The sequence below is a fragment of the Aeromonas popoffii genome, from assembly GCF_000820025.1.
Classification (GTDB): Bacteria; Pseudomonadota; Gammaproteobacteria; order Enterobacterales; family Aeromonadaceae; genus Aeromonas; species Aeromonas popoffii.
The window spans coordinates 1-23929 of record NZ_CDBI01000063.1 but is presented as its reverse complement, the minus strand read 5'-3'; the positions used below and the strand labels follow the sequence as shown (position 1 = coordinate 23929).

Here is a 23929-nt window from a genome sequence, read left to right as displayed (position 1 = left end):
GCAGCTGAATGCTGGAACAGTACATCGAGCAGAAGCTGGCCCCCCTGATAGACAGGCTGGCGGAGCTGGAAGAGCAGCTCGAATCAGGCGCCCGCCGTGGGCGCAATGCCATTCAGATGGGGACCGTAGCAAAAGTGGTCGGGCAGCGAGTGGTGATTGCCATCGGCAAGGCCAGAACTCCTCCGATCAAATGGTTTGCCTGCGCCGCTGGCGATGTTATCGAGTGCCGCTACCCCAGCGTGGGGGAGCTTGCGCTTGTCCTCAATTACGGCTCAGGCGACCGCAACACCAGCTCTATCGCGTTGGTCGGCATCCCCTCTGACCAGTTCCCGCTTCCCTCTGCTGACCAGAACAAGGTTGTCCGAAAGATTGGCGACCTTGGCATGGAGGAGTGGGACAAGAAGACAGGAAAGCTGACGGTCACGGCGCCAGGCGGCGTTGAGTTCGTTACCTCTGGGGTTCACTCAACCGGCGAGTTGAGCGATGCCACCCGGTCAATGAGTGAAGACCGTGAAATATACAACGGTCACGATCACCCGCACGGTGAACCCACGGTAGGCAAACCAAACCAGAAACAGTAAGTGAGGCAACATGCTCGGCATGGGCAGACGAACGGGCCGCTTTATCAGCGGCACGGAGCAACTGGCCAGCCGGCTGCTCCAGGTATTCACCACACAGAACTCATCCCGAACGCGGCGCCGACTGTTTGGCAGCAATGTGCCAGATGCGCTGGCCCGCCTGACCAACCAGGCACTGGTGCTGCAGGTCAAGGCAGAGATGTTCGACGCCATGTTGAACCCGGCCAATGGTGTGCTCGATTTCAAGCCCACCCGCATCCAGTTTGAGGTCGTCACTGACGGCCTGCATGCGCATATTGACGGCCGCTGGCGTGGCTCAGACATCACAGTAAGGGTCCCCCTCTATGACCAGTAGCGTATTCAATCCCCAGATTGACCGGATCCCCGAGCCTGATGCTCTCAAAGTAGACGGTTTCGAGGCGGTGCTGGCCACGATCAAGGCGCTCATTCTGGAGCGCGTCATGGCCATGCGTCCCGCCGATACAGAAGCGGTTGCAGAGACGCTGGAGAACGATGCCGAGCTGGCCAGCATCATTGCGCAGGCATGCGCCATGGTGGTGGTTAATCGCGAGCGCCGTCTGAATGACAAGATCCGGCAGATCCTGCTGCTCTGGGCAAAGGGAAGCAACCTCGATGCGCGGGCTGCTGACTACGGGATTACCCGCCAGGTGATCAAAGCCGGCAATCCGGCCGCCTACCCACCGATCCCGGACGAGATGGAGTCAGACATTGACCTGTTGACGCGCTGCCTGCTGGCGCCCTTTGGGTTTGCAACAACCGGGTCAGAGCTCGCCTACCGCTTCCACCTGATGACACTGGGGGACAAGCCGCACATAACAGTGACCTCGCCTCAGCCTAACCGGGTTGTGATGACCTACGACTTCCCTGAGAACTCACGGGCTGCGGAGGTAAAGGATGGCCGAGCCAAGATGGCCAAGGCAGAGTCCGGGCTGGTTGACTGCTGGCTGCTGGCCAGGGCCGGGGACGGAACGCCTTCTGCTGACTTGTTGGCGCATGCCAATGAATACATGAACAGGCCCTCGGTGAGGCTGCTCTCAGATGTCGTAACAGTCAAAAAGCCAACCATTCGTCGTTATCAAATCAGGATGGTTGTCCATGGTAGCAACTCCCCTGGTGGCATCATCGATCAGGGGCCAATTAAACAGGAGCTGGAAGTCTACGCAGAAGGGGCAAGGCAGTTAGAAGGCATCATTGATACCGGTCGTCTTTATGCGATAGCCCACGGCCATCAGACCGTTGTTCGCGTCGAAGTGCTCGAGCCAGCCTCTCCACTGATCTGCGCTATCAATGAGGCCCCTTACTGCACCGGGGTGACTGTCGAGGTGGTCTATGACTGACAGCATCCAGCCTGATAACCGAAGCGCCTTGCAGGTGGCGATAGAGCAGGCGTTGGATGACAGAATCCGATGGGTTGATGACCAGGCGCCTCTCCCAGAGCTTTTTGATGGCAGTCAGACCCCGGCCCAGTTCTTGACTTCACTCGCTATCGAGGTAGGTGTTACCGATTGGGACATCAGTGATAGTGAAGAGGCCAAGCGCCGAATAGTTAAGACCTCACTCCAGTTACAAAGCAAGGCGTGCACTGCTGAAGGGATAGATGACTCACTGAGCATGCTGGGGAACATCTCCTCAGTAAAGAGATTAAGACCATACGTGATCGGTCTTGAGACAGAGATTATAGATGGAAGTTTAGATATTCCATTTATTAAAAGAATCATCAGAAGAATTGATACATATAAAGCCGCAAGAGATAGCGTAGAAGCGAATATTGTCAGGTCGTCAGATTTGAATTTTTCCACCGGCGTTATTTCAGAGGTCAGTGTCATATCAGACTCTATAGCGTTCAAAATGGATGTGAGCGCCGACATAAACAACCGAACACTTGTTCTTTCTGAAACATTGGTAATATCTGATTGCGAGGCTGCAAATGTCTGATTATCGCGGGTACGTAACCAAAGCCGGCTTTGCATTTGAGGCCGTCGCAGCGGAAAACGAATACCCTGTTATTATAGGTAAAATATTAATAGGTGATGGCTTCCTCCCTGATGGAGAAAGCCCATCAGATGTGACAGCTCTTGTTCATAAAATAAAAGAGTTCCCGGCTGAGGTTTTTCAGGATAAAAAAAATCGAGGTCAGTACATTGCAAGATGTACCATCCCTGCCAATGACTCCATTAATGGAGAAGGGTATTATATCAGGGAAATGGCCGCCGAGCTTACTGGCGAAGGAGAAGGGATAATATACGCGTATCGTCGCGTATCAAATGACTTCAAGCCATTAATGGAATCTGGCGAGGTAAAGAGCTATATATATCAGTTAAGGTTTATTCCTGATAATGCTGAGAATATATCTGTATCTATCGATGCAAACTCAACTTACATCACCAGAGATGAGTTTGATGAACACAGGCGAACTCCTGACCACCCGCATGCTACCAGTAGCGAGTTCGGCATGGTTAGATTGGCCGAAAGCCATGAAGGTGAGGGTGGATCCGGTGTAGCTGCAAGCCAGGACTCTTTGCTGCAAGTAGCCGCTGAAGCGAAGCATGGTGCAGAAGCATATCCTTTAGCAAGACGGCTAATCGAGGAAAGCCTTTACAGGCAAGGGTTGATGCTTGCACCTGGCTCTTTTGAGGAAGGGTCAAAAGTAACCAATGAAAAGCAGGCTGTACTCAGCAAGAAAAATGCAGTCTGCTTTGTCTTTACTGGTGAAATACCACCAGGCGGATTTGATGTAAAAAAGGGAACAGAACCAGCTGAGCCACTCTGGAAGCAGGTAAAAGCACTCAATATACTGGACTTCGGCGCAAAGGGTGATGGAGCTGATGACTGGAATGCCATTCAGGCTGCAGTAACATTGCTGAGAAAAGTTTATGTTCCAGATGGACATTTCGCAGTAGGAAAGACGGTTCGCGTTCCAAGTCACACGGTAATTATTGGCAGCGGAAAGGACAGGTGCAGAATATACGCCCTGCCGTCAATGCCAGGTGAGCTTGATGTTGTCTGTAATGAGAACTATGGCAGTCCAACGCTAAGATATGACAGAAACATCATAATTCATGGCGTTGATGTCGATGGCAATGGATTTGAGCGAACCAAGGAAATCCCGACAGAATGGGGCCGTAGCATCCGTCTCGCCGCTGTTTTTGACTGCCTGATTCACCAGTCAAAGTTAACACGAGGGCCTCAGCACTGCCTTGATATAACCAACTACAATGACTCGTACATTGGAATCGGTCACAATGGAAAAATAATAGGACCAAGCTTTAACGTTGTAGTTTCAGGGACTGATATAGAGGACTACTGTTATGATGATGGGATAACCACTCACGCATCACATAACATACTCATAGACGATATTTCAGCAAGAATAACGGATTATGCAAAGTCAAAGACGGAGTACGTAGCCACTCAGAATGCAATAGAAATAGACGATGGTTCCAGCGATGTAGTTGTGACTAGGTGCAGGGCTGATGCAAATAACACAAACTCAAAATGCTATGCTGTTGCAACACACAAGAATGCGCCAGCAGCGCACAATATAAAGTTTGAAGATATCAGGGCTCACGGTTGTGTTACCGCATTTCAAGCTTGGGCTGACACAGATACTGATGCGATATTTAAGACGATAGATTGGAAGTGCAGAAATATAACCGTAAAGAACCTGACCGTAAGGGGGCCGGCACTAAATCAAAGCAGTAACGTATTCCCATCCCGCCTTGTTGATATCCAAGGTTTTATGGGTGTTAATGTTGATGATGTGAAGCTTTACATGAAGGATGATGCTGGCATTGTTCATTCTCCAATAGCAGTAACAAACCTGTCTTTTGTTCATGACGTAAAATTGAGCAACTTCTATATAAGGGATGTTATCGATGGCTCTCTAAATAGTGCGGTTTACAAGGACAGTTCTTGGTTAAGGATAGTAAATCAAAGCTCAGAAGTATCCATTGATGGTATGGATATTGATAACCTTGGCTTTGTAAACAGGATTATCACGGACTCTGAGTGTGCAGCCTTAGTCAGCGTAGATAGAGTGTCAGTGCAGCGATATCCATCTGATGGTTCTCAACGGATAGGTGTCGTGTCTGCTGCAAAATGTAATTTTGGTAGCGTTTCAGTTCCACCTGGCATGCTTCCTCTCAAGATAGGCCGATGGTTCAAAGACTACCCAAGCGGGAGGTACAAAAACAACCAAGGCAGAAGGGACGTTGTCATTGGCGGCATCGAGTACATATCTGAAACGCTTGATGACTCCGTACAAGACAAGCCTGGCATAACCTTTGATAACCAGTTCTATAGCGGCACACTGCGCCATGGGAAAGGCTCTGTTGCATTCAAAACATCGAATGCCAAAGAACGCGGGTTCTCCGTTTGCTCGTACCATGAAGACAGTGGTGAATATCGGCCCATCCTTGCAGCTTGGGATCGTTCCTGGGGGCGTTCAATCGAGCCAGGGCTCGACAACGACACAACTCTTGGAAGACCAGAAAGAAGGTTTAAACAAGGTTATTTTGCCTCGGATGCCATTGTCGTTTCTGATGGGAGAAAGAAAACAAATCCATTAGATATTAGCAATAAATTGCTTGACGCATGGGGAGAGGTGAGTTTCAAGGAATACCTGTTTAAATCAGCGGTTGAAGAAAAGGGTGAGGCTGCCAGAAAACATATCGGCTTGATAGCGCAGGAAATTGAACGTGTTTTTAAAGAGCATGACCTGAATGCTTTTGAGTATGGGCTTTTGTGTTATGACGAATGGGAAGCCCAATACGTACACGTAGAGAAAGCCGATGAAAGTGGGGAGCTGGTTACTGAAATGATGCTTGTTGAGCCTGCCGGTAATATCTATGGCGTTAGATATGATGAAGCTCTTGCACTTGACGCGGCCTATCACCGAAGAGAATTGAAGTTAATAAAAGACAGGATTTTAAAGCTTGAGCAAAAAATCCTAGGTTAAATGTGAAAAGACTTCGACTAAAGCCCCAATGTATGGGGCTTTTTTTATGGAGAAGAAATGGAAAAAAGCGTGTACCTAGTGCAGCTCGGTTTCGAGCACCCCAATACCGGCCACTGGCTGGCAGCGGGCAGCACAGTCGAGATGACCGAAGGGGAGGCGACCCAGCTTCTCCTCAGCGGTTACCTCATCGTTAAACCGGCGGCCAAGACCAGCAAGGGGAAATAAGCCATGCCTGTAATCGAACAATTCGTCCATAACGGCGCCAGTATCCGGCGCGAAGCGGCCCCTACCCCGATGGGGCCGCTGGGCCGCGCCGTGTTCGGCCTGGTCGGCACGGCGCCGGATGCCCATCCTGACATCCCGCGCAGCAAGGCGTTCTGGGTCAACAGCAAATCTGCACTGGCCAAGCTCGATGTGGCTGGCACTGAGCGCGGTACGCTGTGGCGGGCCTGTAAGGCGATGCTGGACGCGGCACAGTGCTCCATCTACGTAGTGATCGAAGAGGAGGACAACTCGACGCCTCCCGCAGACAAGGACTACGAAGGGGTGATCGTGACGACCAAGGCCAACGAGAACGGGTCACTGGCAGTTACCCTGACCGACCCCACTCTGCTCGATGCGGTTGTTGGTGCGCAGGCTGCCAGTTGGACCGCTGAGATCGGCGGCAAGACAGCTGGCTTGGTGAGCTATGTTCCCGGCGAGACCAACGTGCTGACCATCAAGGGTGACGGCACCCTCAAGCTGGTTGACCTGGTAGCTGGCAGCAAGATCGTGATCCATGGCAAAGATCTGGCAGCAGCCGGCACCATCGCCAACATCGTCGGCGGCATTGACCCTCAGACAGGCCGCCGTACCGGCATCGAGGCGCTGGCCGCCGACATCCCGGAAACCCTGACTGACATTGCCGCGCCTGGCTTCAACCATAAGGCGGTGCATGATGCGCTGGCCAAGATGGCCAAGCGACTGTTTGCATCACCAGCGCTGGAAGGGCCGAGCACGACTGATGAAGCCGCGATTGCCCTGTCGCAATCCCTCGGTGTGGTTGATACCGGCTTTGCCGGTGCCGTGCTGGTAGACCCGTTCGTCAAGGTGTGGTCCAACGCGGAAAAGGGTTATGTCTACATGTCCGGTGTAGCGCACTACCTGAGCTGCGTAGCGCGAGTCGATGTGCATGAGAACCCCAGCCAAGGCCGCATGAACGTCTATATCGACGGGGTTCAACGCACCATTGACTACAACCTGCTGGACAAGACCAGTGGTGGTGACCGCCTGAACAAGTACGGGATCTGCTATTTCGGCCGCACCAGCCTGGGTGGTTTCTCGCTGCTGGGGAACCGGACGCTGAGCGGCCGCTTCATCAACCTGGAACGCCTCGAGCTGGCGATTATCCGCAAGCTGATCGCCACCACCGAGCCTGGCATGGGCCGCCTGCTGTCGAAGGAGTTCATGCAGTCCAAGGTGGCCAGCTTGCAGAACTGGCTCGATAGCGAGGCTGCAGCCGGCAAGATGATCGGCGCGAATGTCTACCTCCACCCCACGCTCAACAACACGGAAAACTACCGTAATGGCGAGTGGCATATCGTGATCGGCTGGGCCGGTTACAGCCCGAACGAGCACATGGTTTACCACCTGCGCGAAGACGAGGGCATTGTTGAATCCTTCTTGAACGAGGTGCTCTGATGGCTGGTCAAAATGTACGGATGATGCAACGGATTGTCATTGATGGCATTCCGGTGCAGCGTGAAATCACATCGTGGGAATCGACCCCACCAAAAGAAAAGACCGGTGAGCTCGGCGGCAGCTTTATCGGCGGCGACATCCGCACCGGCGTCGAGAAGATGGCGGCCAAGATCGTTGCCAAGGGGCTGACCCCATGGGTACTCAAGATGGTCGGCCGCAAGGCTGGCTCCCCAGTGACCGTCATCGTCAGCGAGTCGTGGGAGGATGAGGATGGTGTCGTGACTGCCATCCAAGAGTTCTGGACCGGTCGGATTGCCACCCGCGAACGCTCTGGTGGCGTGGTGGGCGAGTTGCCGGAAGACACCCTGAACCTCAGCCTGGATGAATCTCGCCGTCTGGTGAACGGGATCCAGGAGTGGCATGTCAGCCGCAAGGCATCCATCTGCGACTTGGGCGATGGTGATCTGCTGGCCCCGCATCGCCTCAACGTAGGCATGTTCTAACCCTCCATCAAGGTGGGGCCAGTGGCCCCACCTCAGTCTGCCCCATTGATAGCCCCGCCATGCGGGGCTTTTTTATTGCGAGAAAAACCATGATCAACGCCTACACCCGCACCCATACCCTGCGCTGGCCACTTACCGATCTGACCGCCGTCATCATTTCCACTATCTCCATCGGTCTGATGCGTGAACTGCGGGCCAAGTTCAAGATGGATAGCCGTGATGAAGCGGAGAAGGACAAACACGGTTTTGCTGTCGCTGTCTTCCTGGCCCATACCGGCCTGACCGAGGAGCAGCGCGGCGACCTTACCAAGCCCGATCTCAACTCGATCACGCAGCATGTTCATGAGCTTGCGATGAAGTCGAGCAGCGAGCTGGTGAACAACGCCGAGAAGGCAGAGGCCGATCAGTTCACCCTGTTGGTGCCGGTAGTTGACCCGATCAGCGGCAAGGATCCGGTCACCATGGTGACGATGCGCCCACCCACGGTTCGTCTGACCGACTCGGTGCGCGAGCTTGGTGAGTTCGACCAGGAGCGTGAGCTGGTTGCTACCTGTACTGACCTGATGCCTGCCACCGTGATGAAGCTGCATATGCCTGACTGGCTCGCCCTGCAGCGGAGACTGAACGATTTTTTGGAAGAAACGGCGGACTACTTTCCCCTGCAGACGTCGAACGCCTGATCGATGTAGTTCCGCTGGTCTACTCGGCATCGGAAGAGGAGATCAAGGGGTGGCGGGTGCCTGCTGCCCTGCGCCGTTATGAGTTGGCGCTGGCCAGGCTGGGAGTGAAGAAGCATGACTGACAAAAAGTATTCGGTGACGCTCTCGGCCAAAGAGAACCTGAGCGCGACCTTTGAATCGGCGGGTTCTGCCTCGGCCAGATTTCGCAAAGAGATCGACGAGACCAACAAGCAGCTCAAGCAGCTGGGTGATACCAGCAAGCGCTCGGCGGATCTGGGGTCACTGCGCAAGGAGATGGATGGCACCAAGGGGGCGCTTGCCGGCGCGAAGGAGGAAGCCGGCAAGGCGGCCACTGCCATCAAGAACCTGACCGAGCAGCAGAAGGGGTACAAGAAGGAGCTGCAGGCTGCCGAGCGCCAGTTGGAGAAGATGAAGGGCTTTGTCGGCCCGACTACGCCAGCCCAGCAGGAGGCCATTGCCGCCACCACCCGCAAGATAGCCGAGCTGAAAGCGGCCTATGCCGGTGCAGGCAAGGAGATCAAAGAGGCTGAAAAGGCGCAGAAGAGCGCGACCGGTGAAGCCAAGCGACTGACCGACACCTTGGGTAGCCAGGGCCGTCGCCTCGGCTCCTTGACCAATGACCTGAACAAGGCAGGGGTCAACACCAAGGCGCTCGGCGCCGAGCAGCTGCGCCTCAAACGCGATACCGATCTCGCCACGGCGGCAATGGAGCGGCAGCAGAAGCGGCTTGCCACCATCACAGATGCGCAGGCCAAGATGGCTGCCAACCGGCAGACCCGGGCCGATATCCCCGGAGAGCTGCTTGGGTTGGCGGCGGCTTCCGCCCCGGCCCTGTATGCTGCCAAGAAGGCGGTTGACTACGAGAGTGCCTTTGCTGGCGTGACCAAGGTCGTGACCTTCAAGGATGATGCCGAGAAGGCGGCAACCCGCTCCCGCATGATGGAGATGGCCGGTCAGCTTGGTGTTGATCAAGTCGGCATGACCAATATCGTGGCGGCGGCAGGTGAGGCCGGTATCGGCAAGCGGGCCGACGGCACCACGGATGCCAACGAGCTGCTGCGCTTTGCCGGTGATGCGTCGAAGATGTCGGTGGCCATGGACATGACTGCCGAAGAGGCGGGCACCACGCTGGCCAAGTGGCGTTCGGCGATGGGGATGGATCAGGATCAGGCGATGCGCCTGGCCGACTACTCCAATGCGATCTCAAACGAGATGGCGGCCAAGCCTGCCGAGGTGGCCCGCGTCATGCTGCGGCAGGGCGCTACCACCATGAAGGCCGGTTTTACCGACCGTCAAGCGGCCGCACTGGCGGCCTCGCTCATTGCCGGTGGCGAGGGTGAGGAAACCACCGCCACGGCCATGAAGAACATCACAGGTCGGCTCAACAAGTCCTTTGCCGCCACCAAGGCCCAGAAAGAGACGCTGGCCATGCTCGGCTTTGACCCCATGGTCTTGGCCAAGGACATGCAGCGCGATGCTGGCGGTACGTTGTTCAAGGTGCTTGGCAAGATCGGCACTCAGGACAAGGACAAGCAGGCCGCTGTGATCAGCCAGCTGTTCGGCGAGGAGGTGGTGGGCGCAGTCAGCAAGCTGACGGCTAACACCGACTTGCTGCGCAAGGCGATGAACCTGGCTGGTGATGAGGCAGCCTATGCCGGGTCGATGGAGGCCGAGTACCAGAACAAGGCCAAGACCCGCCAGGCGATGCTGGAGCGTGCTGGTGCCAACTTTGACCGACTGATCATCAACCTGGGCGATCTGTTCTTGCCGCTCATGGATGAAGTGGTGGAGCCGTTGTCTGCTATGGCTGCCTCTGGCGCCAAGCTGATGGAGACCTCCGAGGCGGCCAGAGAAACGGCTGGCTGGCTGGTCAAGGCTGGTGCGGCGCTCATTGGTTTGAAGGCAGGGATCATCGTCTTCAAAGGCGTGAAGTCTATTTTCAGCGACATGTTCCAGGCTGGCCGGATCATGAAGGCCAAGCTGGGCGGTGCGACCGACAAAACAGCCTCCTCTGCTAACCGTGCTGCTGCTGGGTTGGCGCGGGTAAACCGCCAGCTCGATATGATGGGTGGGGCCGGTGGCCCCAGTGGCGCACGTGGCCGAGCTGGCCGAGGTGGCAAGGCCCGATCCCGCCTTGGCAAGCTGCGTGAGGCAGAGGAGCGTATCGCTGGGGCTGGCCGCTCTCGCGGTCGCTTTGGCCGCTTTGGAAAAGGTGCGGGCCTGCTTGGTCTTGGTGCCGGTCTGATGATGATGCCAAAGGGCGCTGAAGCCTCTGAAATGGTCAAGGAGGTGGCCGATGTAGGTGGTGGTACGGCTGAGGTGCTGGCTGGTGCTGGCAAGACGGTTGGCCATGTGGCGGGCAAGGTAATTCGCCCCCTCGGCATGATCTCGGCAGGCAGTGAGCTGTATGGTGCTGCCATGACTGGCAACACGGCGGTCATGGGCGGCGCCACCGGTGACATTCTTGGTGGTGCGGCAGGTGGCTGGGCAGGTGCTGCTGCTGGTGCTGCCATTGGCTCTGTGGTGCCGGTGATTGGCACAGCGGTCGGGGCAGCCGTTGGGGGTGCGCTTGGCGCCTGGGGCGGCGGTGAGATTGGCAATGTCATCGGTGAGCAGATCGGCAAATGGTTTGCCACCGACAAGACGGCGCTGGCCAATGGGGCGGATCCAGTCAAGGAGGTGATCAAGCAGGAGACCAAGAAGACCGAGATCTCCAACAAGTTCGACCTGCGTTTTGATGTCCGGGCCAGTGGCGACCCTGAGCAGGACAACGCCCTTGTGGAGAAGATCAAGGCGCAGCTGTCGAGCTTCTTGCCGTCCCTGCTGACCAGCAGCCTCTCGCTGGATACGCGAACAGATGCCAGCCTGGCTGGATTGGGGAGTGATTGATGGCGTTTCCTACGCAACTATTGGCCAGCCTCGGGGCTGGCTTTCTTTTGAATCCGGCGCAAGCCAAACCGGACAAGCAGTTCAGCTGGGGCGGCTACAACTTCTCTATGTCTGGCGGCAATCCGCTACTCGGCATGACCCGCAGCTTTGATGGCGGCTGGGTAGAGATAGAACTGCTCAACGAGCTGCCGTTGCTCCAGCAGACAGGCCGCAAGCTGGACACCATCAGCTTTACCGGCCGTTGGTATTCAAGCGATGGGGAAGCGCAGATAGAGAAGCTGAGGCTTGCCCGCGATGAGTTCAAGCCGCGCACCCTGGTGCGTGGTGATGGCACCAGCTATGGCCAGTATGTTCTCAAGTCGTTTGAGGTGAAGGGGGAGCAGATGATCCACGACGGCACCTGTGTCGTGCAGGACATATCGATCAACCTGGTGGAGTTCGCTAACCCATCCCTTGGGAGTCAACGCCGATGAAAGTAAGAACCACTGACGGCGATACCGTCGGACTGCTGACATGGCGCCTGCTGGGGCGGGATGATGATGCCATCGAGGACGAGGTTTACCTGCTAAACCCACACTTGCACACCTATGGCCTGGTGCTGCCAGCCGGGGTGATGATCACCATGCCAGAGTTACCGCCCAGCGCACCGAAAGAGCGGGAGGGGGTATGGAGCTGAGACTTGGCACCACGCCGGTTCATTACTGCGAGGGACCTGGGAGCAAGATGATCAATGCCCGCCTCGAGTCATTCGACCGGGTGGATGCGGCAGGCCATCAGAGTGACCAGCTCACCCTGGTGGTGAACGTTGAGGGGGTAGATGGTATCCCGCAGACTGACCAGGTGCTGACATGGTTTGAGGGGTACGAGGAACTGGGGGCGGTTCGGATAGGGGATTTCAAGATCACCCGCATCACCCCGCGCCTGTTCCCGCGCCGTATCACTATCGTGGCCACCGCAGCCCCCTTCACCGGCAAGGATGAGACCGGATTCAAGGAGCGGCGAACTCGCAGCTGGGATGCGCCCACCCTCGGCGAGCTGTTCAGGGAGGTAGTGATATCCCACGACATGACCCCGCGAGTTGACCCGGAACTGGATGGCATCCCCCTCGGCCATATTGACCAGACAGACGAGACTGATGCGGCCTTTTTGACCAGGATTGCCAAGGAGCATGACGCGGTGGCCAAGCCGATGGACGGCATGTATGTGCTGGCTCTGCGCGGCAGAACCACCACAATCAGCGGCAAGGAGATGGAGCCTGTGATCCTGCGGGTACCGCCAGATAACCGCCCCGGCAACCAGCGCTTTGTGAACTGCGAGCTCGACATGCCACAACGCAAGAGCAGTGGAGGGGTGATCGCCCAGTGGCAGGATGATGCCACCGGCAAGGTGCATGAAGTGAAGTCTGGGGAGGCTCCCTATCGCAAGCTGCCCCATATGTATGTCAACGCCGAACATGCAACGCAGGCGCTCAAGGGGCAGAGCAGGAAGACTAAGCGGGAGAAACGGCGGATCACGTTGGACGTTCCAGGCGATCCGTATTTAGCCGCTGAGACGCCTATCACGCTCGACGAGTCGTTCCCCAATGGCATGGCTGGGGAGATGTCCATCGATCGCGTGGTGGCTCGCGGAAGTCGTTCTGGCGGGTATCGCATGACCATTGAGGCGACCACCCCGATCAAGAGCGAAAAGAAGCAGTAAAGCAAAGCCCCGGCCGATTGGCCGGGGCTTTTTTTTATTCCTGCCGCAAGTTGTTGGCGGCTTCGTTGATGGCGCCAAGGCCGCTGAGGAGGCTCATGGCTTGACCTCGTTGCTGGCTTATCAACAGCATGGCCAGCTTCTCCTCGGCGGTAAGCTGTCCTGCCAGATGCAGCTGGGCCATGGTGAGGTTGCTCATCATTTTAACCAGCTGCTCTGCAGCGGCTTCAATCTGTTGGAACTGCTGGGCTAATTCGGTTCTCATCGTCTACTCCTGGTCAGGTAGTGGCGGGCGGTCTTGCCTGCCGATGAGTTTAAGATACTATCGCGCGCGCGATATATCAAGCACCTTTTTCACCTGTGCCGCCAGATTCTTTCAACAGGCGCAGCCCCTTGATAATGGCCTCCGTTTTTCCACCATGGAGCGCCCCCATTTCATTGAGCAGATCAGTCACCTCCTGATCAAGCAGAACGCCGGGGAACCGTCCCGCTCCCGCTTTCTTCTCCTTATAGCGCCGATCCGCCGCCCGGTGCGCGTCTGTTCTTGATGACATCAACCATCCTCCATTATGCAATCGGGCTTTCATCCCACACCCAAGCCTCAAACTCCCTCAACTTTTTGTCCCATGCTTCAAGATCACTAATACCGGCATCGCAGGCATCCCCTACCTCGGCGCCGAACAGTTGCCTGATGGCCTTCAACTTTCCGATGGCCTCTTCCGCCATCGCCCTCTGCATAGCTATCCGTTCTTTTTGTTTCACAAACTCTTCCTCGATAAGAGGGGCCATCTCTGGCCCCAGCCTGTTTACTCTTCAAATGCCTCTTGGCGCTCACTGTCAACCAGCGCAGAGTGTAGGTTTTCCACTTCCTCCTGGTAGTCGTCATCCACCCCAAGGGAAGCCAGGACGGCGCCATCTTCCAGTGCATTGCGCACATCAGCCAGGGCGTCGCAAGACAGGGCATAGGAGCCGGTCACCTTCTCCGCTTTCAGGTCATCCAGCAGATCCTTGATGTCGCTGGTGATGGTGAAGCCAGCAGGGGCAGAAGCGGAAACAGTAATCAAGCCATTCACGAATATATACATGTCGGTATCTCCTTGTTGAACCGGCTACCTGTTCGGTAGCTAAGGGGGCCATCCCCGTGTCGATGAACTAAATATAATATCGCGCGCGCGATATATCAAGCCTTTTTTTGATGCAAAAAAATGGGGCGCAGGCCCCATTGGTTCAGCTTCTATTTTCACATTCCAGAGGGCTGTGTCGATGTTGATTTTTCCTTCCAAAAAATCCAGCCACCAAGGCGGCATGCCCCCCAGAAAAGCCAGGCGATGATTGGCTTCCCTTGCGCTATAAGGCACTCCCTTAGCCTCTTGTCAGCCTGTGACCTGGTTACTGTTCCCTTTATTCCGTAGTCCCTGTCGTGCTGATGACAGCATGTATTTGTTTCAGGCTTCACGTTGCGAAGGCCCGTGCAGTATTTGCGGCTCATATCCGCAGGCCTCCCCTGAACGCATCCACGATAGCCTGCAGGGTGTCTGCTTCATGCTGGGCATCATGGAGAGCATGGTGCTGGGTGCCAGCAAATGCCCCGGCATATTTCGGGTCGATGCCGAGCAGCAAGCGGCCCATCCAGACCATGGTTCGCAGGCTCTGGTTAGCGCGGAACTGCCATGGAAGGGGCATACCGTGTGACTCGTAGGCATGGGCCATGATGGCGTTGTCGAACTCCGGCCCGTTGCCCATCACCTGCACATAGCTGCCCGGCTTGCAGTGGGCTTTGACCATGGCGATGAACTCGGCCAAGCTGGCCAGCGCAGTTGGCAGGTCGCCACGCGGCAGGTCAGGGTCGAACATTTCACGCCATGCTGCAGGGTTGCTGCTGGCCATGCCATCCCACCACTCGGTCACATCCTCATGGATCTCACGGCCTGGCTGTTCGAGCTCAAGGTTTATCCGGGTGTAGAACTGGCCGAGATCTTTCTTGCTCATCACGTTGCGGGCCACTGCGCCAATGGTGCCGATGACCGCTCTCTCTCCTCGGCCAAGGGTCTCGGTGTCTATTACGATAACGATGGGGGAGAACTCCACCTTGTTGTCTTGGGTCACGTCAGATCCTCCGCAGTGACGGTGTATTCCTTGTCCTCGGATATGAGATAGAACCCGGTCGGGTTGTGCTTTTTCATCCATGCGGTCAAGAAAGCATCCAGCTCATCGAGTGCCTCCTCTGCATACTCCCAGGACTCTGCATACTGACCGATATCATCAGAAACCCTCTCCTGAATCTGCTCCGCTACGAAGTCAGCGTCGATGGTCTTCATCCCGTCATATGGTAGCTTCTCACCGAAATAGACCACATCCCCCTCTCGGATATCTTCGTTGTCGATCAACTCTTCAAGCGAGTCGTATTGAGCACCATCAAAGTCGGCATACCGGCTCCATGATAATTCCGGTTCATCTTTAAGCATGACCTGCAGCCATTCTGGTGCGGAATCGGTGAGGTTTTTCCCGTCGAAAACACAAATGGCAAAGTGGCGCTGGCACTCTGGTTCTGGATGGGCTTGGTTCATCATCAGCACCATGTCCATGCGCTGGCCATCAGGGCCAGTCTGCAACCAGCCAGCCAGCAGGCCCCGCGCTTCGAGTTGGCCGGCAATGGCCTTGGCTGTTTCGGTTGTGTTGTTCATATAAGCTCCTTTATCAGTGGGGCCAGTGGCCCCACTGGTTGGTTATGCGTGTACGCCAATTTCCTGAATCAGTTTTTCTTCGTCCCACACCTCGATCTCAAGGCGTTCGGCGTCTTTGAGTTTTGAACCAGCGTTGCTCCCAGCCACCACCACATGGGTTCGTGATGAGACAGATACGGCGACCTTCGCGCCGAGCATCCGCAGCGCTTCCTCAGCCGCTTGGCGGGTCATGGTTGATAGCGTCCCGGTCAGCACAAAGACCTTGCCGGAAAATGGCTGCTCTGCTGTCTCTTTTCTCTCTATGGCTGGCCACTGAATACCTGCTGCCAGCAAGGCGTCGATCACCTCATTGCTGTGTGGTTGGCGCATGAATGAGTAGATGTGGGTCGCCACGGTGGCCCCTACATCGGTGACTTCGAGCAGCTGTTCGACAGAGGCGCCCCGGATGGCATCAAGACTGAGAAAGTGGTTTGCCAGGTTGATGGCGGTTGCTTCCCCCACCTCGCGGATACCCAGGGCGAACAGGAAGCGCGGCAAGGTGGTGTTGCGTGACCTGGCGATGGCGGCCATCACCTTCAGCGCAGACTGTTTGCCCATCCGGTCGAGCTCTGCGACCTCACCTGCACGGAGGTTGAACAGGTCGGCGGGTGTGCGGATCATAGAGCGGTCAACCAGTTGTTCGACCAGCTTGTCTCCCAGCCCGTCTACATTCATGGCCTTGCGAGAGGCAAAGTGCTTGATGGCTTCTTTGCGTTGAGCCTCACATAGCAACCCGCCAGTGCATCGGGCGACGGCCTCTCCCTCAGCCCGTTCTATGGTGGATGCGCATACCGGGCACTGGTCAGGGAATGCCACTGGCACCCCAGCTGCAGGCCGCAGATCCTTCACCACTGACACCACTTGCGGGATCACGTCGGCTGCCCGCCGAACTATGACGGTATCGCCGATCATCAGATCCAGTCTGGCGATCTCGTCGGCATTGTGTAGCGTGGAGCTGGAGACAGTGACCCCACCGACAAAGACGGGTTTGAGTTTTGCCACCGGGGTGATGGCGCCGGTTCTGCCGACTTGGAAATCAACGCCCTCGAGCAGGGTCATCTCTTCCTGCGCTGGGAACTTGTGGGCGATTGCCCAGCGTGGAGCACGGGAGACGAAGCCAAGCTCTTGCTGCAGGTGAATCGCGTCAACCTTGTAGACCACTCCGTCGATCTCGTAGGGGAGTTCAGCACGGCGTGACAGAATGTCGTTATAAAAGCCCAGGCATCCCTCGGCCTCGACTTTCAGCATGACTTCTGGATTGACCGGCAATCCCCATGCTTTTAACTGAGCGAGTCGTTCTGAGTGAAAATTTGCCATCATCTCGCCGCCTTCCCCTATGCCGTAGGCATAGAAGGAGAGAGGTCTGCTGGCGGTTATACGAGAGTCCAGCTGGCGCAGGCTGCCTGCCGCTGCGTTGCGTGGGTTGACGAATACCTTCTCGCCCGCCACCCTCGCTTTGGCATTCATCGCCTCGAACCCGGCTTTTGGCATGAACACCTCGCCGCGAACCTCCAGCAGGCGCGGCCATCCCTCTCCACGCAGCGTCAAGGGAATGGCCTTGATGGTGCGCACGTTCTCGGTGACATCTTCCCCGGTAGCTCCATCACCCCGTGTGGCCGCCTGCACCAGCATGCCTCTGACATAGATCAGGCTTACAGCCAGCCCGTCTATCTTTGGCTCACAGCAGATGCTGCCAGGGAGCCAGCTCTTGCAGGTGCGCAGCTCCCACGCCCGCAGATCTTCGGCGCTGAACACGTTATCCAGACTCAGCATGGGGATCCGGTGGCTAACCGGTTTGAATACGGCCAGTGGTTGGCCCCCCACCCGAACGCTCGGCGAGGTAGTTGTTTTCAACTCGGGATGACAGGCTTCAATAGCCGTCAGCTCGATCATCATCCGATCGTATTCGGCGTCCGGGATCTCCGGCTTGTCGAGGACGTAATACTGGTGATTGGCTTCTTCAATCTTGGCGCAAAGCACCTGGTGTCGGTCTCGCATGTTTACTCCTGGTCGTTGTTAAACAGCGATGGTTGAGATGTAGATGATGAGCAACACCAGCGCGGTGCCGATGCCGTATTTGCGTTCAGCTGTCATGCTGTCACCCCCTCAATGATGGCGACCCGTCCGGTCACCAGTTTTTCAATGCGGGCAGCATGGCGCTGCCCCTTCAGCCAAATGCCTTTCACTTGCACGTACCCTTGCTCTTTCAGCCACGCCTTGGCTATGCCCTTGCTGCCGACCTTGAGCTTGTTGGTTTGGGCGATCATTTTTTCCCTCCATCACGGGTCTTCATCCGCAGGCGCTTGGTCTGCTCCATGCTTGCCATCAGTTTTTTGGTGTAGTCGCCGGTACCGGCAAGCCCGGTGTCGTGGACCCGGTCGTGGTTGAAGTCATAGCGACGACGGACGTCTTCATTCATGGGACACCCCTGCCATGTAGGCTGGCTGTGTGGGGTCAAAGAGGGATATGCGGGGATGTGGTGGTTGTTGATTCATCATGGTGTCTCCTGGTTGGTTAGACACCATGAATATAAACTATAGTATAACTAAAAGTAAACTGTAGTTTAGTTTTCTGGTTGTGCTGCCTCCTCAAGTGCGGCTTTCACCTGCTTCAATATGGCCAGCATGCCATCAACCAGTTTGTCGTCGAGCACCAAGCCTGGATTCAGTGCGTTTTCGAGCACAGACAGCAGCCCAATGGATGTGCTTTTGTTTTTCATAAACCCTTAATTATCCCGTTCTTTATTGTGGTCGGGCCAGATGTTAAGGGGAGTTGTCGTGCAAAAATATGGGGCATCAGCTATAAAATTCAGTAAACGATAGAACCTGTAATAAATTACAGGCAGAAGCACGGGCATTTGTGACGGAGATCAACAAATGTCGTCTCGTAAAAAAGCCTATCTGACACCAGCTGCCCGTGACTATGTGCTGGCTGCCAAGCATCGACTAAAGCTGATCTTAAAAGAGCGGGACATGACCCATGCGACGCTCGCCTCTATCACAGGGATCCCGGCCAGCACTATCTCCCATTGGTTGAACATCAACCGGCAAGACTTCCTTGGCCTGGGTGATGCCGTGATGGTTTGCGATGCCCTCGGGATCCACATTCGAGACATCCTGCCAGAGGCTCCCTGGCGCCATCAGTCACAGGAACGGTATGCAGTGCTCTCTTTTTTTCTGGAAATGCCTCTGGCCCATGCTTCGTGGCTGATCCTTGTGTATAAAGGGGCGGTCAAACTCTTCGGTAAGTAGCATGGACATCAAACGGGTTATCGATAAATTCAGCGTGGTCACCACGGAAGGTGAGCTGACCAGAGCCTTGGCATCCTTTTCCTCGGCCATGGGGTTCCATCAGTTCAGGTTGGCCCTAATCATTCCGCAAAGCCTGCAGCGTCCTATTGCTGTGATCTTCTCCCATTGCTCTGAGGAGTGGGTCGCTCAGTACACCAAGGAGAACATGCTGCAGCGCGACCCGATCATCCATATGGCCATGCGCCAGACCCTGCCTATCTTCTGGCAGACCAGCATCATCAGGACGCCTGATCTCCCGCTGGGCGCGATGGAGGTGATGGAACGAGCGAGCGAGTATGGCCTGCGCAATGGGGTGTCGTTCCCGCTGCGTGGTGCTGGCGGGGAAGCGGGGATCCTGTCTTTTATCACCAATGATTACGGGTCTGGCCACCTGCTGGAAACCAGCCCGTTATTACGCCTGGTGGCAGACTACATCCTGGACGCGGCCATCCGAGTGGTCAGCAAGCGGGGTCAGGATAGGTCGCTGACTAAACGGGAGGTGGAGTGCCTGTTCTGGGCCAGCGAAGGGAAGACGGCCGCAGAGATAGGGGCCATTCTGGGGATCGTTCCGAGAACGGTGACCTATTACATTCAGGAGGCCGTGACCAAGACCAACTCGGTCAACCGGGATCAGGCTATAGCCAAAGCAGCCATGGGCGGCTTGTTGCTCCCGAACCTGGAGCTGGTCAGAGTAGAGGATTATCTGTAAGTGGGGCCAGTGGCCCCACCCTCACTCGCCGGCTTCAGTCAGCCGCAGGGCAGCCTCCTCGATGAGGGCCAGCAGGACAGCCCCCACTCCTTCCTCGGCCTTGGCTGTGTCGAGCAGCTGCTGCGCCAGCTCATGGTTTGACAGGGCGATCAGGCTGCCTTCCGGCAAGCCACCTACATGGTCGACGTCGATGATGGGCATGGCGGTTACTCCTGGTGGCAATGGTTTGATCATAGGCAAAGAAAAGCCCCGCATTGCGGGGCTTGGTGGTGTTCGGGCCGATAATTATGCGAACTCGATTAGGTCAAAACCAATCTGCAAGTTATCAATTCTTTTCAGGATGATGCCCGCCTCTTGGAAACTGGGGAACCCCTCAACCCCCTTGTCTTTGCTCCAGTCAAACTGGTCCATCACCCATCCCTCATTCTTGAAGTTGTTGAATGCAGCAAGAGCAAAGCACTCGGCGGCATACAGCTTGAGTGCGGCCTTAACAACAGATCCACCGCATTCATCCACCCGGCGCTTTTCATTCGACCAGAATGAGTTGATCTCGGTGGCTACTTCTTCAGTGAACTTCTCGTCATCGACTTCAAAAACCAGATCGAGGTAGATGTCATCCTGGTCAATCTTGAGCTCGAATTTATTTTTGGCCATCTTGATCACCATCTTCTTGGTTGTTGGATTTGGCTTCTACCTGCCGCTGGATTGCAGCCATCATAAATACCTTGCCGTCACGAATCTCGACTGGCCCCATGCAATGGGAATGCTGGTTTGTGAGAGCAGACTCCATAGGGTGCGTCAGCAGAACAAGGCGGCCTAACAGATCAGCCAGCACATCAAAGTCACCAAACTGTTCATCGACAAACTCCATAACATCGTCCCAGATGTCGTCAGGACCGTCCTCGTTGAACTTGTCAGGGAATGCAGCAACCATGAGTTCGTACACTTCAAGGTCGGTTGCTGGCTTCGGATTAAATGCGATCATAAAAATGTTCCTCGTGCTTATCGTTGCTGGTTGATTTGGTTGTAACAGAGCTTGGCCACGGCCTCGCCGAGGTATTCAGGCATCCTCGCCAGCATGGCCAGCGCCTGGTCGGCAGGCAGGTTGGGGATGTCGATTAGACGAACGCCCTTGCTTGGGGTATGATTGGCTTTCATATTTACTCCTGGTCGAGTTGATGTGGTGACCCCCTGTTAGCGCAGGGGGTTTTTGCTTTCTAGGGCTGCCAGCAGGACAGCTCCAGCTCTTCAATGCAGCGCTTAACGATGGCGCGGACTTCCCTGATATTGAGCAGCACCTTGGGGTTGGTCTCGCCCCGGAAGCGTTCCTCGGCCAGCTCTTCGACCGTTTCTATCTCTTCCTCGCTGGCGCCCCGCACCTGCAGCTCCTCTTTGAATTCGCCGATGGCCTTGCGGTACTTCCCCCACGCCATCTCAACTAATTCGCGGTTGTCTTTTTCTCCAAGCAGAGCCTGGAAGGCGGGGCCGTATTCCAGGCTCAACAGGTCGAGCTGAGCGTGACCATCGCCATCCTGTTCGGCCTTGGCCGCATCAAGTGGCAGCTGGAATTCGCCAGCAATCAACCTGGTCACATAGTCGACCACCTTCTGATCCACATCGTTGATGACGATGCTGGCCTTCTTGCCGGCATGAGTCAGCTTGATGCGCCCGCTCCCCCAGCTCTTCACTACCTTGGCCGGCTTGGCCTTGCCCTCTTTGTCGCCACCCACTCGCAGCGCCTTGAAGGCAGCGGCGGTCTGGTCAGCGTCCCACTCTTCGCCCTTCTCTACCTCACCAGCCACAAAGCGGCCAGCAAGCGCAAGCCAGGCTTCCCTCAGCTCATCCGCCCCTGCTGCCCACAGGTTGCCAAGGTCTTCACCGGCCCGCGCACTGAGGTCGTTAGGGCAGTCGAAGGCCGCAATAATTTCGACTGGCAGAAGGTAGGTGGCGATGCAGCGACTAATGTCGCGACGACTCACCTTCTCACCGACGTCAGCCAGGTACATCTCGGCTTTACGCAGGCTGCCACAGCGGTCCACCAGCTTCTTGTAACGGCGGCCACGTTCCCATGGACTTGGCTGGAGGTGGTAGTTACTGACCCGGTCGAGGGCCATCACCTCTTCATCTGTGAGCTCGCCCACCAGCACTGGCAGATCAACACCTGCATGGATGGCGCTGGCGCGGCGTCGGCTGCCCTTGGCAATCTCCAGCACGCCGTTCACATCGCGGGCCATGACCGGCTCTGATACGCCGTACTGGCGCACGGATGGCAGAATGTCTGAGAGTGCCCGTTCGGTCAGGAGGTGCTGGTCGCGCTCGTTGAGCGGGCTGACCATGGTCTTCTTCTCGACATGCTCTGCAGGGATGATGACTAGCTTGAACGGCTTGGTTCCGCCGTTCGGCATCGGCATATCGACGGTGCCCGCCTTGATGCTGTTGAGCTGCACTCTGGTGCGGACTTGGCCTACGCCAACCGCTGCTCCTGGTAATGCCTCTGTCTGCGTAACAGGGGCTACTATCGGTGCTCCTTTCATGGTTTAACCTCCCACTTTGACGGCCACTTCTTCCAAATCAGCGAGTGCAGGATCTCGTTGAACACCCCCTGGTACACCCCAAGCCCACGGCGCCAGGCGCTGATGGTGCTGCGGTGTTCCTGGTCCTGTTCAAACATGGTCATCATCCGCAGCTGCCCCTTGCCTACTTCATCGGTGATGGCAATCCCCCCGCTCAGCACCAAGCCGCCGAGCTGGTTACGGATCTGCTCTTCCATCCACCGGCTGCTCGACCCGGGGTTGCCGAGTTTGGTCAGCAGCACCTTGAGGGTTGGCTCGAACCCGCCGAGATCCAGATTCCGCAGCACATCGCGTACTGCAGTGAAATACTGGACGCTGCTCATGTAGTCGTTGAGCTCTGCACTGGTGGCCACCAGGATGATGTCTGACGCGCAGATCTGGTTGATGGTGCCAAGGCCAAGGTCAGGGTGGCCATCGATCAGCACCACATCGTAGTTGTCCATGATGGTTTCGATCCCGGCCCGCAGCATCATGTGTTCAGCCACCGGCAGCACTGCACCAGGCATCTGCTGCTCGAGCACCTGCATAGCCAGGCAGGAGGGGATGATCTCAAGGTTTGGCCACGCCGTCGGCTTCACGGCGTAGGAGAGGTCATCACGCTGGCCCAGCATCCATGGCAGCACGGTGTCATCGCCTGTGACATGGAGGTCTGGGATGTAGCCGAAGTACATCGAGGCGTGGGCCTGCTGGTCGATGTCGATGAGCAGAACGCGATAGCCAGCCATCGAGAGCCACTGCGCCAGGTGGACATTGGTGGCGGTCTTGAAGCACCCGCCCTTGTTGCCGTCGATAGAGACGACGACCGCGTCCTCTCCCTCGGCCCGCCATGGATGTTTCTTGAATACGGTACGCATGCTGTCGATCTGGTTGATGGTGTAGCCAGCACGGCGTGGCGCCTTGGCTCGGCCTTTTGACTCCAACATATCAGGCGCTGGCAACCGGCCATCTTCCTCAGCCTTGTCGATGGCGGTCTTGCTGACCCCGATCATCTCTGCGGCCTCACCGATACCAAAGCGGCGGTTTATAGTCCGTGATTCCGGTGAGTCACCACCGAACTGACCCATGGCGACGCCCTTCACCAGCGCCGTTGACTTCATTACTGCCTCATCTAGCAGAGCTATCAGGCTCATACACCCTCCGGTCGTTATCCCGCTGTTTTGCGGTTTTCATTATTAACGCATGGTTTCCATTTAAATGCAAACATGACAATCAAAATGCAAACCTGAATTTAGTTTGATATGTGAGCTATAGCACACTTGTTCAGGCTGCCAGGGCGCAGTTGATGACATGACTAAACGTCGTTTCCGGTTCGCATATCTTTGTTTTTAATGGACAAATAGGGTTAAAGGACGAACTGCATGAAGCGCTTAAGAACAACTGAACGCAGCAAATAACGAGCTGGCTACTGATTCAAGGCCATATCTAATGGCGCGCATGAAGGTAGAGGAAGCAAAGCTACACGCCCCGCAATAAGTGAACTCGCCATGATGATGATAAACAGCGCAACCGCACCACCACAGAGGCATGGCATCAAGTGAACCACAACAAGATAACTGCACCCCCACCAAAGTTGCAAGTGTACCACATATCTAGCTAGATATGTGGTACAC

31 protein-coding genes are annotated in these 23929 nt (G+C 56.1%); 15 read left to right on the top strand and 16 right to left on the bottom strand.

Going from position 1 to position 23929, the window contains the following annotated elements:
• Nucleotides 1–8: 8 nt before the first annotated feature.
• The 13 genes from BN1129_RS13555 (at nucleotide 9) to BN1129_RS13500 (ending at nucleotide 13027) form a co-directional block, all read left to right on the top strand.
• The gene (locus tag BN1129_RS13555; RefSeq protein ID WP_052449356.1) at nucleotides 9–581 is read left to right on the top strand and encodes a phage baseplate assembly protein V; all 573 of its coding nucleotides are present in this window, start codon (nucleotides 9–11) and stop codon (nucleotides 579–581) included.
• Nucleotides 582–600: 19 nt separating this feature from the next.
• Nucleotides 601–933 (top strand): GPW/gp25 family protein, encoded by a 333-nt coding sequence (locus BN1129_RS13550; RefSeq protein WP_157013397.1) that lies wholly within the window; start codon nucleotides 601–603, stop codon nucleotides 931–933.
• Nucleotides 923–1936 carry a baseplate assembly protein gene (locus tag BN1129_RS13545; RefSeq protein WP_042037224.1) on the top strand — a complete coding sequence of 338 codons (1014 nt, stop codon included), beginning with the start codon at nucleotides 923–925 and terminating at the stop codon, nucleotides 1934–1936. Before BN1129_RS13550 ends, BN1129_RS13545 begins: the two co-directional genes overlap by 11 nt.
• On the top strand, nucleotides 1929–2534 hold the full coding sequence (locus BN1129_RS13540) for a phage tail protein (protein WP_042037223.1): 606 nt from the start codon (nucleotides 1929–1931) through the stop codon (nucleotides 2532–2534). The genes BN1129_RS13545 and BN1129_RS13540 overlap by 8 nt, the downstream gene beginning before the upstream one ends.
• Nucleotides 2527–5556 carry a tail fiber domain-containing protein gene (locus tag BN1129_RS21875; protein WP_052449355.1) on the top strand — a complete coding sequence of 1010 codons (3030 nt, stop codon included), beginning with the start codon at nucleotides 2527–2529 and terminating at the stop codon, nucleotides 5554–5556. Before BN1129_RS13540 ends, BN1129_RS21875 begins: the two co-directional genes overlap by 8 nt.
• Before the next feature lie 57 nt (nucleotides 5557–5613).
• Nucleotides 5614–5781, top strand: coding sequence for a hypothetical protein (locus BN1129_RS23450; protein WP_157013396.1), 168 nt, complete (start codon nucleotides 5614–5616; stop codon nucleotides 5779–5781).
• Between the two features lie 3 nt (nucleotides 5782–5784).
• Nucleotides 5785–7236 carry a phage tail sheath protein gene (locus BN1129_RS21870; RefSeq protein ID WP_052449354.1) on the top strand — a complete coding sequence of 484 codons (1452 nt, stop codon included), beginning with the start codon at nucleotides 5785–5787 and terminating at the stop codon, nucleotides 7234–7236.
• On the top strand, nucleotides 7236–7739 hold the full coding sequence (locus tag BN1129_RS13525) for a phage major tail tube protein (RefSeq protein WP_042037222.1): 504 nt from the start codon (nucleotides 7236–7238) through the stop codon (nucleotides 7737–7739). The genes BN1129_RS21870 and BN1129_RS13525 overlap by 1 nt, the downstream gene beginning before the upstream one ends.
• Before the next feature lie 89 nt (nucleotides 7740–7828).
• The gene (locus tag BN1129_RS13520) at nucleotides 7829–8419 is read left to right on the top strand and encodes a phage tail assembly protein (RefSeq protein WP_167335281.1); all 591 of its coding nucleotides are present in this window, start codon (nucleotides 7829–7831) and stop codon (nucleotides 8417–8419) included.
• A gap of 114 nt (nucleotides 8420–8533) precedes the next feature.
• On the top strand, nucleotides 8534–11329 hold the full coding sequence (locus tag BN1129_RS13515; RefSeq protein ID WP_042037220.1) for a phage tail tape measure protein: 2796 nt from the start codon (nucleotides 8534–8536) through the stop codon (nucleotides 11327–11329).
• The gene (locus tag BN1129_RS13510; protein ID WP_084204654.1) at nucleotides 11329–11802 is read left to right on the top strand and encodes a phage tail protein; all 474 of its coding nucleotides are present in this window, start codon (nucleotides 11329–11331) and stop codon (nucleotides 11800–11802) included. Before BN1129_RS13515 ends, BN1129_RS13510 begins: the two co-directional genes overlap by 1 nt.
• On the top strand, nucleotides 11799–12005 hold the full coding sequence (locus tag BN1129_RS13505; protein ID WP_042037216.1) for a tail protein X: 207 nt from the start codon (nucleotides 11799–11801) through the stop codon (nucleotides 12003–12005). Before BN1129_RS13510 ends, BN1129_RS13505 begins: the two co-directional genes overlap by 4 nt.
• Entirely contained in the window at nucleotides 11996–13027 is a 1032-nt protein-coding gene (locus BN1129_RS13500) for a contractile injection system protein, VgrG/Pvc8 family (protein WP_052449353.1), read from the top strand. The genes BN1129_RS13505 and BN1129_RS13500 overlap by 10 nt, the downstream gene beginning before the upstream one ends.
• Before the next feature lie 34 nt (nucleotides 13028–13061).
• Here the strand turns inward: BN1129_RS13500 and BN1129_RS13495 are convergent, their stop codons facing one another.
• The 10 genes from BN1129_RS13495 to BN1129_RS23440 all read right to left on the bottom strand — a co-directional run bounded on the left by BN1129_RS13495 (nucleotide 13062) and on the right by BN1129_RS23440 (nucleotide 18466).
• Nucleotides 13062–13289 carry a hypothetical protein gene (locus BN1129_RS13495; RefSeq protein WP_042037214.1) on the bottom strand — a complete coding sequence of 76 codons (228 nt, stop codon included), beginning with the start codon at nucleotides 13287–13289 and terminating at the stop codon, nucleotides 13062–13064.
• Nucleotides 13290–13365: 76 nt separating this feature from the next.
• Nucleotides 13366–13578 carry a hypothetical protein gene (locus BN1129_RS13490; protein WP_042037213.1) on the bottom strand — a complete coding sequence of 71 codons (213 nt, stop codon included), beginning with the start codon at nucleotides 13576–13578 and terminating at the stop codon, nucleotides 13366–13368.
• Between the two features lie 13 nt (nucleotides 13579–13591).
• Nucleotides 13592–13813 (bottom strand): DUF6835 domain-containing protein, encoded by a 222-nt coding sequence (locus BN1129_RS13485; RefSeq protein ID WP_042037212.1) that lies wholly within the window; start codon nucleotides 13811–13813, stop codon nucleotides 13592–13594.
• A gap of 17 nt (nucleotides 13814–13830) precedes the next feature.
• Nucleotides 13831–14109 carry a hypothetical protein gene (locus tag BN1129_RS13480; protein ID WP_042037211.1) on the bottom strand — a complete coding sequence of 93 codons (279 nt, stop codon included), beginning with the start codon at nucleotides 14107–14109 and terminating at the stop codon, nucleotides 13831–13833.
• A 400-nt stretch (nucleotides 14110–14509) separates the two neighbouring features.
• Nucleotides 14510–15130, bottom strand: coding sequence for a 3'-5' exonuclease (locus BN1129_RS13475; RefSeq protein ID WP_042037209.1), 621 nt, complete (start codon nucleotides 15128–15130; stop codon nucleotides 14510–14512).
• Entirely contained in the window at nucleotides 15127–15708 is a 582-nt protein-coding gene (locus tag BN1129_RS23995; protein WP_042037208.1) for a hypothetical protein, read from the bottom strand. The genes BN1129_RS13475 and BN1129_RS23995 overlap by 4 nt, the downstream gene beginning before the upstream one ends.
• Nucleotides 15709–15750: 42 nt before the next feature.
• Nucleotides 15751–17745 carry an NAD-dependent DNA ligase LigA gene (gene ligA / locus BN1129_RS13465; RefSeq protein ID WP_042037206.1) on the bottom strand — a complete coding sequence of 665 codons (1995 nt, stop codon included), beginning with the start codon at nucleotides 17743–17745 and terminating at the stop codon, nucleotides 15751–15753.
• Nucleotides 17746–17837: 92 nt separating this feature from the next.
• On the bottom strand, nucleotides 17838–18014 hold the full coding sequence (locus BN1129_RS23855; protein WP_167335280.1) for a hypothetical protein: 177 nt from the start codon (nucleotides 18012–18014) through the stop codon (nucleotides 17838–17840).
• On the bottom strand, nucleotides 18011–18166 hold the full coding sequence (locus BN1129_RS23445) for a hypothetical protein (protein ID WP_157013395.1): 156 nt from the start codon (nucleotides 18164–18166) through the stop codon (nucleotides 18011–18013). The genes BN1129_RS23855 and BN1129_RS23445 overlap by 4 nt, the downstream gene beginning before the upstream one ends.
• A gap of 144 nt (nucleotides 18167–18310) precedes the next feature.
• Nucleotides 18311–18466 (bottom strand): hypothetical protein, encoded by a 156-nt coding sequence (locus tag BN1129_RS23440; RefSeq protein WP_157013394.1) that lies wholly within the window; start codon nucleotides 18464–18466, stop codon nucleotides 18311–18313.
• Between the two features lie 157 nt (nucleotides 18467–18623).
• On the opposite strand from BN1129_RS23440, the gene BN1129_RS13460 reads away from it, so the two are divergent.
• Both BN1129_RS13460 and BN1129_RS13455 read left to right on the top strand, forming a co-directional pair.
• The gene (locus BN1129_RS13460) at nucleotides 18624–18998 is read left to right on the top strand and encodes a helix-turn-helix domain-containing protein (RefSeq protein WP_042037205.1); all 375 of its coding nucleotides are present in this window, start codon (nucleotides 18624–18626) and stop codon (nucleotides 18996–18998) included.
• Between the two features lies 1 nt (nucleotide 18999).
• A complete protein-coding gene (locus BN1129_RS13455; protein WP_042037204.1) occupies nucleotides 19000–19746 on the top strand; it encodes a LuxR family transcriptional regulator in 747 nt (248 codons plus the stop codon).
• A gap of 21 nt (nucleotides 19747–19767) precedes the next feature.
• On the opposite strand, the gene BN1129_RS13450 is transcribed toward BN1129_RS13455, so the two are convergent.
• From BN1129_RS13450 to BN1129_RS13430, 6 genes are all read right to left on the bottom strand, one after another.
• Nucleotides 19768–19947 (bottom strand): hypothetical protein, encoded by a 180-nt coding sequence (locus BN1129_RS13450; RefSeq protein WP_042037203.1) that lies wholly within the window; start codon nucleotides 19945–19947, stop codon nucleotides 19768–19770.
• Between the two features lie 84 nt (nucleotides 19948–20031).
• Complete coding sequence (locus tag BN1129_RS13445; RefSeq protein ID WP_042037201.1) at nucleotides 20032–20400, bottom strand: DUF2528 family protein; 369 nt, start codon at nucleotides 20398–20400, stop codon at nucleotides 20032–20034.
• Complete coding sequence (locus tag BN1129_RS13440) at nucleotides 20387–20731, bottom strand: hypothetical protein (RefSeq protein ID WP_042037200.1); 345 nt, start codon at nucleotides 20729–20731, stop codon at nucleotides 20387–20389. Before BN1129_RS13440 ends, BN1129_RS13445 begins: the two co-directional genes overlap by 14 nt.
• A gap of 17 nt (nucleotides 20732–20748) precedes the next feature.
• Nucleotides 20749–20904, bottom strand: coding sequence for a hypothetical protein (locus tag BN1129_RS23435; protein WP_157013393.1), 156 nt, complete (start codon nucleotides 20902–20904; stop codon nucleotides 20749–20751).
• A gap of 59 nt (nucleotides 20905–20963) precedes the next feature.
• Nucleotides 20964–22280 (bottom strand): ParB/RepB/Spo0J family partition protein, encoded by a 1317-nt coding sequence (locus BN1129_RS21865; RefSeq protein ID WP_084204650.1) that lies wholly within the window; start codon nucleotides 22278–22280, stop codon nucleotides 20964–20966.
• On the bottom strand, nucleotides 22277–23449 hold the full coding sequence (locus BN1129_RS13430) for an AAA family ATPase (protein WP_209418511.1): 1173 nt from the start codon (nucleotides 23447–23449) through the stop codon (nucleotides 22277–22279). Before BN1129_RS13430 ends, BN1129_RS21865 begins: the two co-directional genes overlap by 4 nt.
• Between the last annotated feature and the right edge of the window lie 480 nt (nucleotides 23450–23929).

What these genes read in the sequence shown, in the direction of transcription:
- BN1129_RS13555 (WP_052449356.1), top strand. Translation starts at nt 9, where the DNA reads ATGCTGGAACAGTACATCGAGCAGAAGCTGGCCCCCCTGATAGACAGG.
- BN1129_RS13550 (WP_157013397.1), top strand. Translation starts at nt 601, where the DNA reads ATGGGCAGACGAACGGGCCGCTTTATCAGCGGCACGGAGCAACTGGCC.
- BN1129_RS13545 (WP_042037224.1), top strand. Translation starts at nt 923, where the DNA reads ATGACCAGTAGCGTATTCAATCCCCAGATTGACCGGATCCCCGAGCCT.
- BN1129_RS13540 (WP_042037223.1), top strand. Translation starts at nt 1,929, where the DNA reads ATGACTGACAGCATCCAGCCTGATAACCGAAGCGCCTTGCAGGTGGCG.
- BN1129_RS21875 (WP_052449355.1), top strand. Translation starts at nt 2,527, where the DNA reads ATGTCTGATTATCGCGGGTACGTAACCAAAGCCGGCTTTGCATTTGAG.
- BN1129_RS23450 (WP_157013396.1), top strand. Translation starts at nt 5,614, where the DNA reads ATGGAAAAAAGCGTGTACCTAGTGCAGCTCGGTTTCGAGCACCCCAAT.
- BN1129_RS21870 (WP_052449354.1), top strand. Translation starts at nt 5,785, where the DNA reads ATGCCTGTAATCGAACAATTCGTCCATAACGGCGCCAGTATCCGGCGC.
- BN1129_RS13525 (WP_042037222.1), top strand. Translation starts at nt 7,236, where the DNA reads ATGGCTGGTCAAAATGTACGGATGATGCAACGGATTGTCATTGATGGC.
- BN1129_RS13520 (WP_167335281.1), top strand. Translation starts at nt 7,829, where the DNA reads ATGATCAACGCCTACACCCGCACCCATACCCTGCGCTGGCCACTTACC.
- BN1129_RS13515 (WP_042037220.1), top strand. Translation starts at nt 8,534, where the DNA reads ATGACTGACAAAAAGTATTCGGTGACGCTCTCGGCCAAAGAGAACCTG.
- BN1129_RS13510 (WP_084204654.1), top strand. Translation starts at nt 11,329, where the DNA reads ATGGCGTTTCCTACGCAACTATTGGCCAGCCTCGGGGCTGGCTTTCTT.
- BN1129_RS13505 (WP_042037216.1), top strand. Translation starts at nt 11,799, where the DNA reads ATGAAAGTAAGAACCACTGACGGCGATACCGTCGGACTGCTGACATGG.
- BN1129_RS13500 (WP_052449353.1), top strand. Translation starts at nt 11,996, where the DNA reads ATGGAGCTGAGACTTGGCACCACGCCGGTTCATTACTGCGAGGGACCT.
- BN1129_RS13495 (WP_042037214.1), bottom strand. Translation starts at nt 13,289, where the DNA reads ATGAGAACCGAATTAGCCCAGCAGTTCCAACAGATTGAAGCCGCTGCA.
- BN1129_RS13490 (WP_042037213.1), bottom strand. Translation starts at nt 13,578, where the DNA reads ATGTCATCAAGAACAGACGCGCACCGGGCGGCGGATCGGCGCTATAAG.
- BN1129_RS13485 (WP_042037212.1), bottom strand. Translation starts at nt 13,813, where the DNA reads ATGGCCCCTCTTATCGAGGAAGAGTTTGTGAAACAAAAAGAACGGATA.
- BN1129_RS13480 (WP_042037211.1), bottom strand. Translation starts at nt 14,109, where the DNA reads ATGTATATATTCGTGAATGGCTTGATTACTGTTTCCGCTTCTGCCCCT.
- BN1129_RS23995 (WP_042037208.1), bottom strand. Translation starts at nt 15,708, where the DNA reads ATGAACAACACAACCGAAACAGCCAAGGCCATTGCCGGCCAACTCGAA.
- ligA (WP_042037206.1), bottom strand. Translation starts at nt 17,745, where the DNA reads ATGCGAGACCGACACCAGGTGCTTTGCGCCAAGATTGAAGAAGCCAAT.
- BN1129_RS23855 (WP_167335280.1), bottom strand. Translation starts at nt 18,014, where the DNA reads ATGATCGCCCAAACCAACAAGCTCAAGGTCGGCAGCAAGGGCATAGCC.
- BN1129_RS23445 (WP_157013395.1), bottom strand. Translation starts at nt 18,166, where the DNA reads ATGAATGAAGACGTCCGTCGTCGCTATGACTTCAACCACGACCGGGTC.
- BN1129_RS23440 (WP_157013394.1), bottom strand. Translation starts at nt 18,466, where the DNA reads ATGAAAAACAAAAGCACATCCATTGGGCTGCTGTCTGTGCTCGAAAAC.
- BN1129_RS13460 (WP_042037205.1), top strand. Translation starts at nt 18,624, where the DNA reads ATGTCGTCTCGTAAAAAAGCCTATCTGACACCAGCTGCCCGTGACTAT.
- BN1129_RS13455 (WP_042037204.1), top strand. Translation starts at nt 19,000, where the DNA reads ATGGACATCAAACGGGTTATCGATAAATTCAGCGTGGTCACCACGGAA.
- BN1129_RS13450 (WP_042037203.1), bottom strand. Translation starts at nt 19,947, where the DNA reads ATGCCCATCATCGACGTCGACCATGTAGGTGGCTTGCCGGAAGGCAGC.
- BN1129_RS13445 (WP_042037201.1), bottom strand. Translation starts at nt 20,400, where the DNA reads ATGGCCAAAAATAAATTCGAGCTCAAGATTGACCAGGATGACATCTAC.
- BN1129_RS13440 (WP_042037200.1), bottom strand. Translation starts at nt 20,731, where the DNA reads ATGATCGCATTTAATCCGAAGCCAGCAACCGACCTTGAAGTGTACGAA.
- BN1129_RS23435 (WP_157013393.1), bottom strand. Translation starts at nt 20,904, where the DNA reads ATGAAAGCCAATCATACCCCAAGCAAGGGCGTTCGTCTAATCGACATC.
- BN1129_RS21865 (WP_084204650.1), bottom strand. Translation starts at nt 22,280, where the DNA reads ATGAAAGGAGCACCGATAGTAGCCCCTGTTACGCAGACAGAGGCATTA.
- BN1129_RS13430 (WP_209418511.1), bottom strand. Translation starts at nt 23,449, where the DNA reads ATGAGCCTGATAGCTCTGCTAGATGAGGCAGTAATGAAGTCAACGGCG.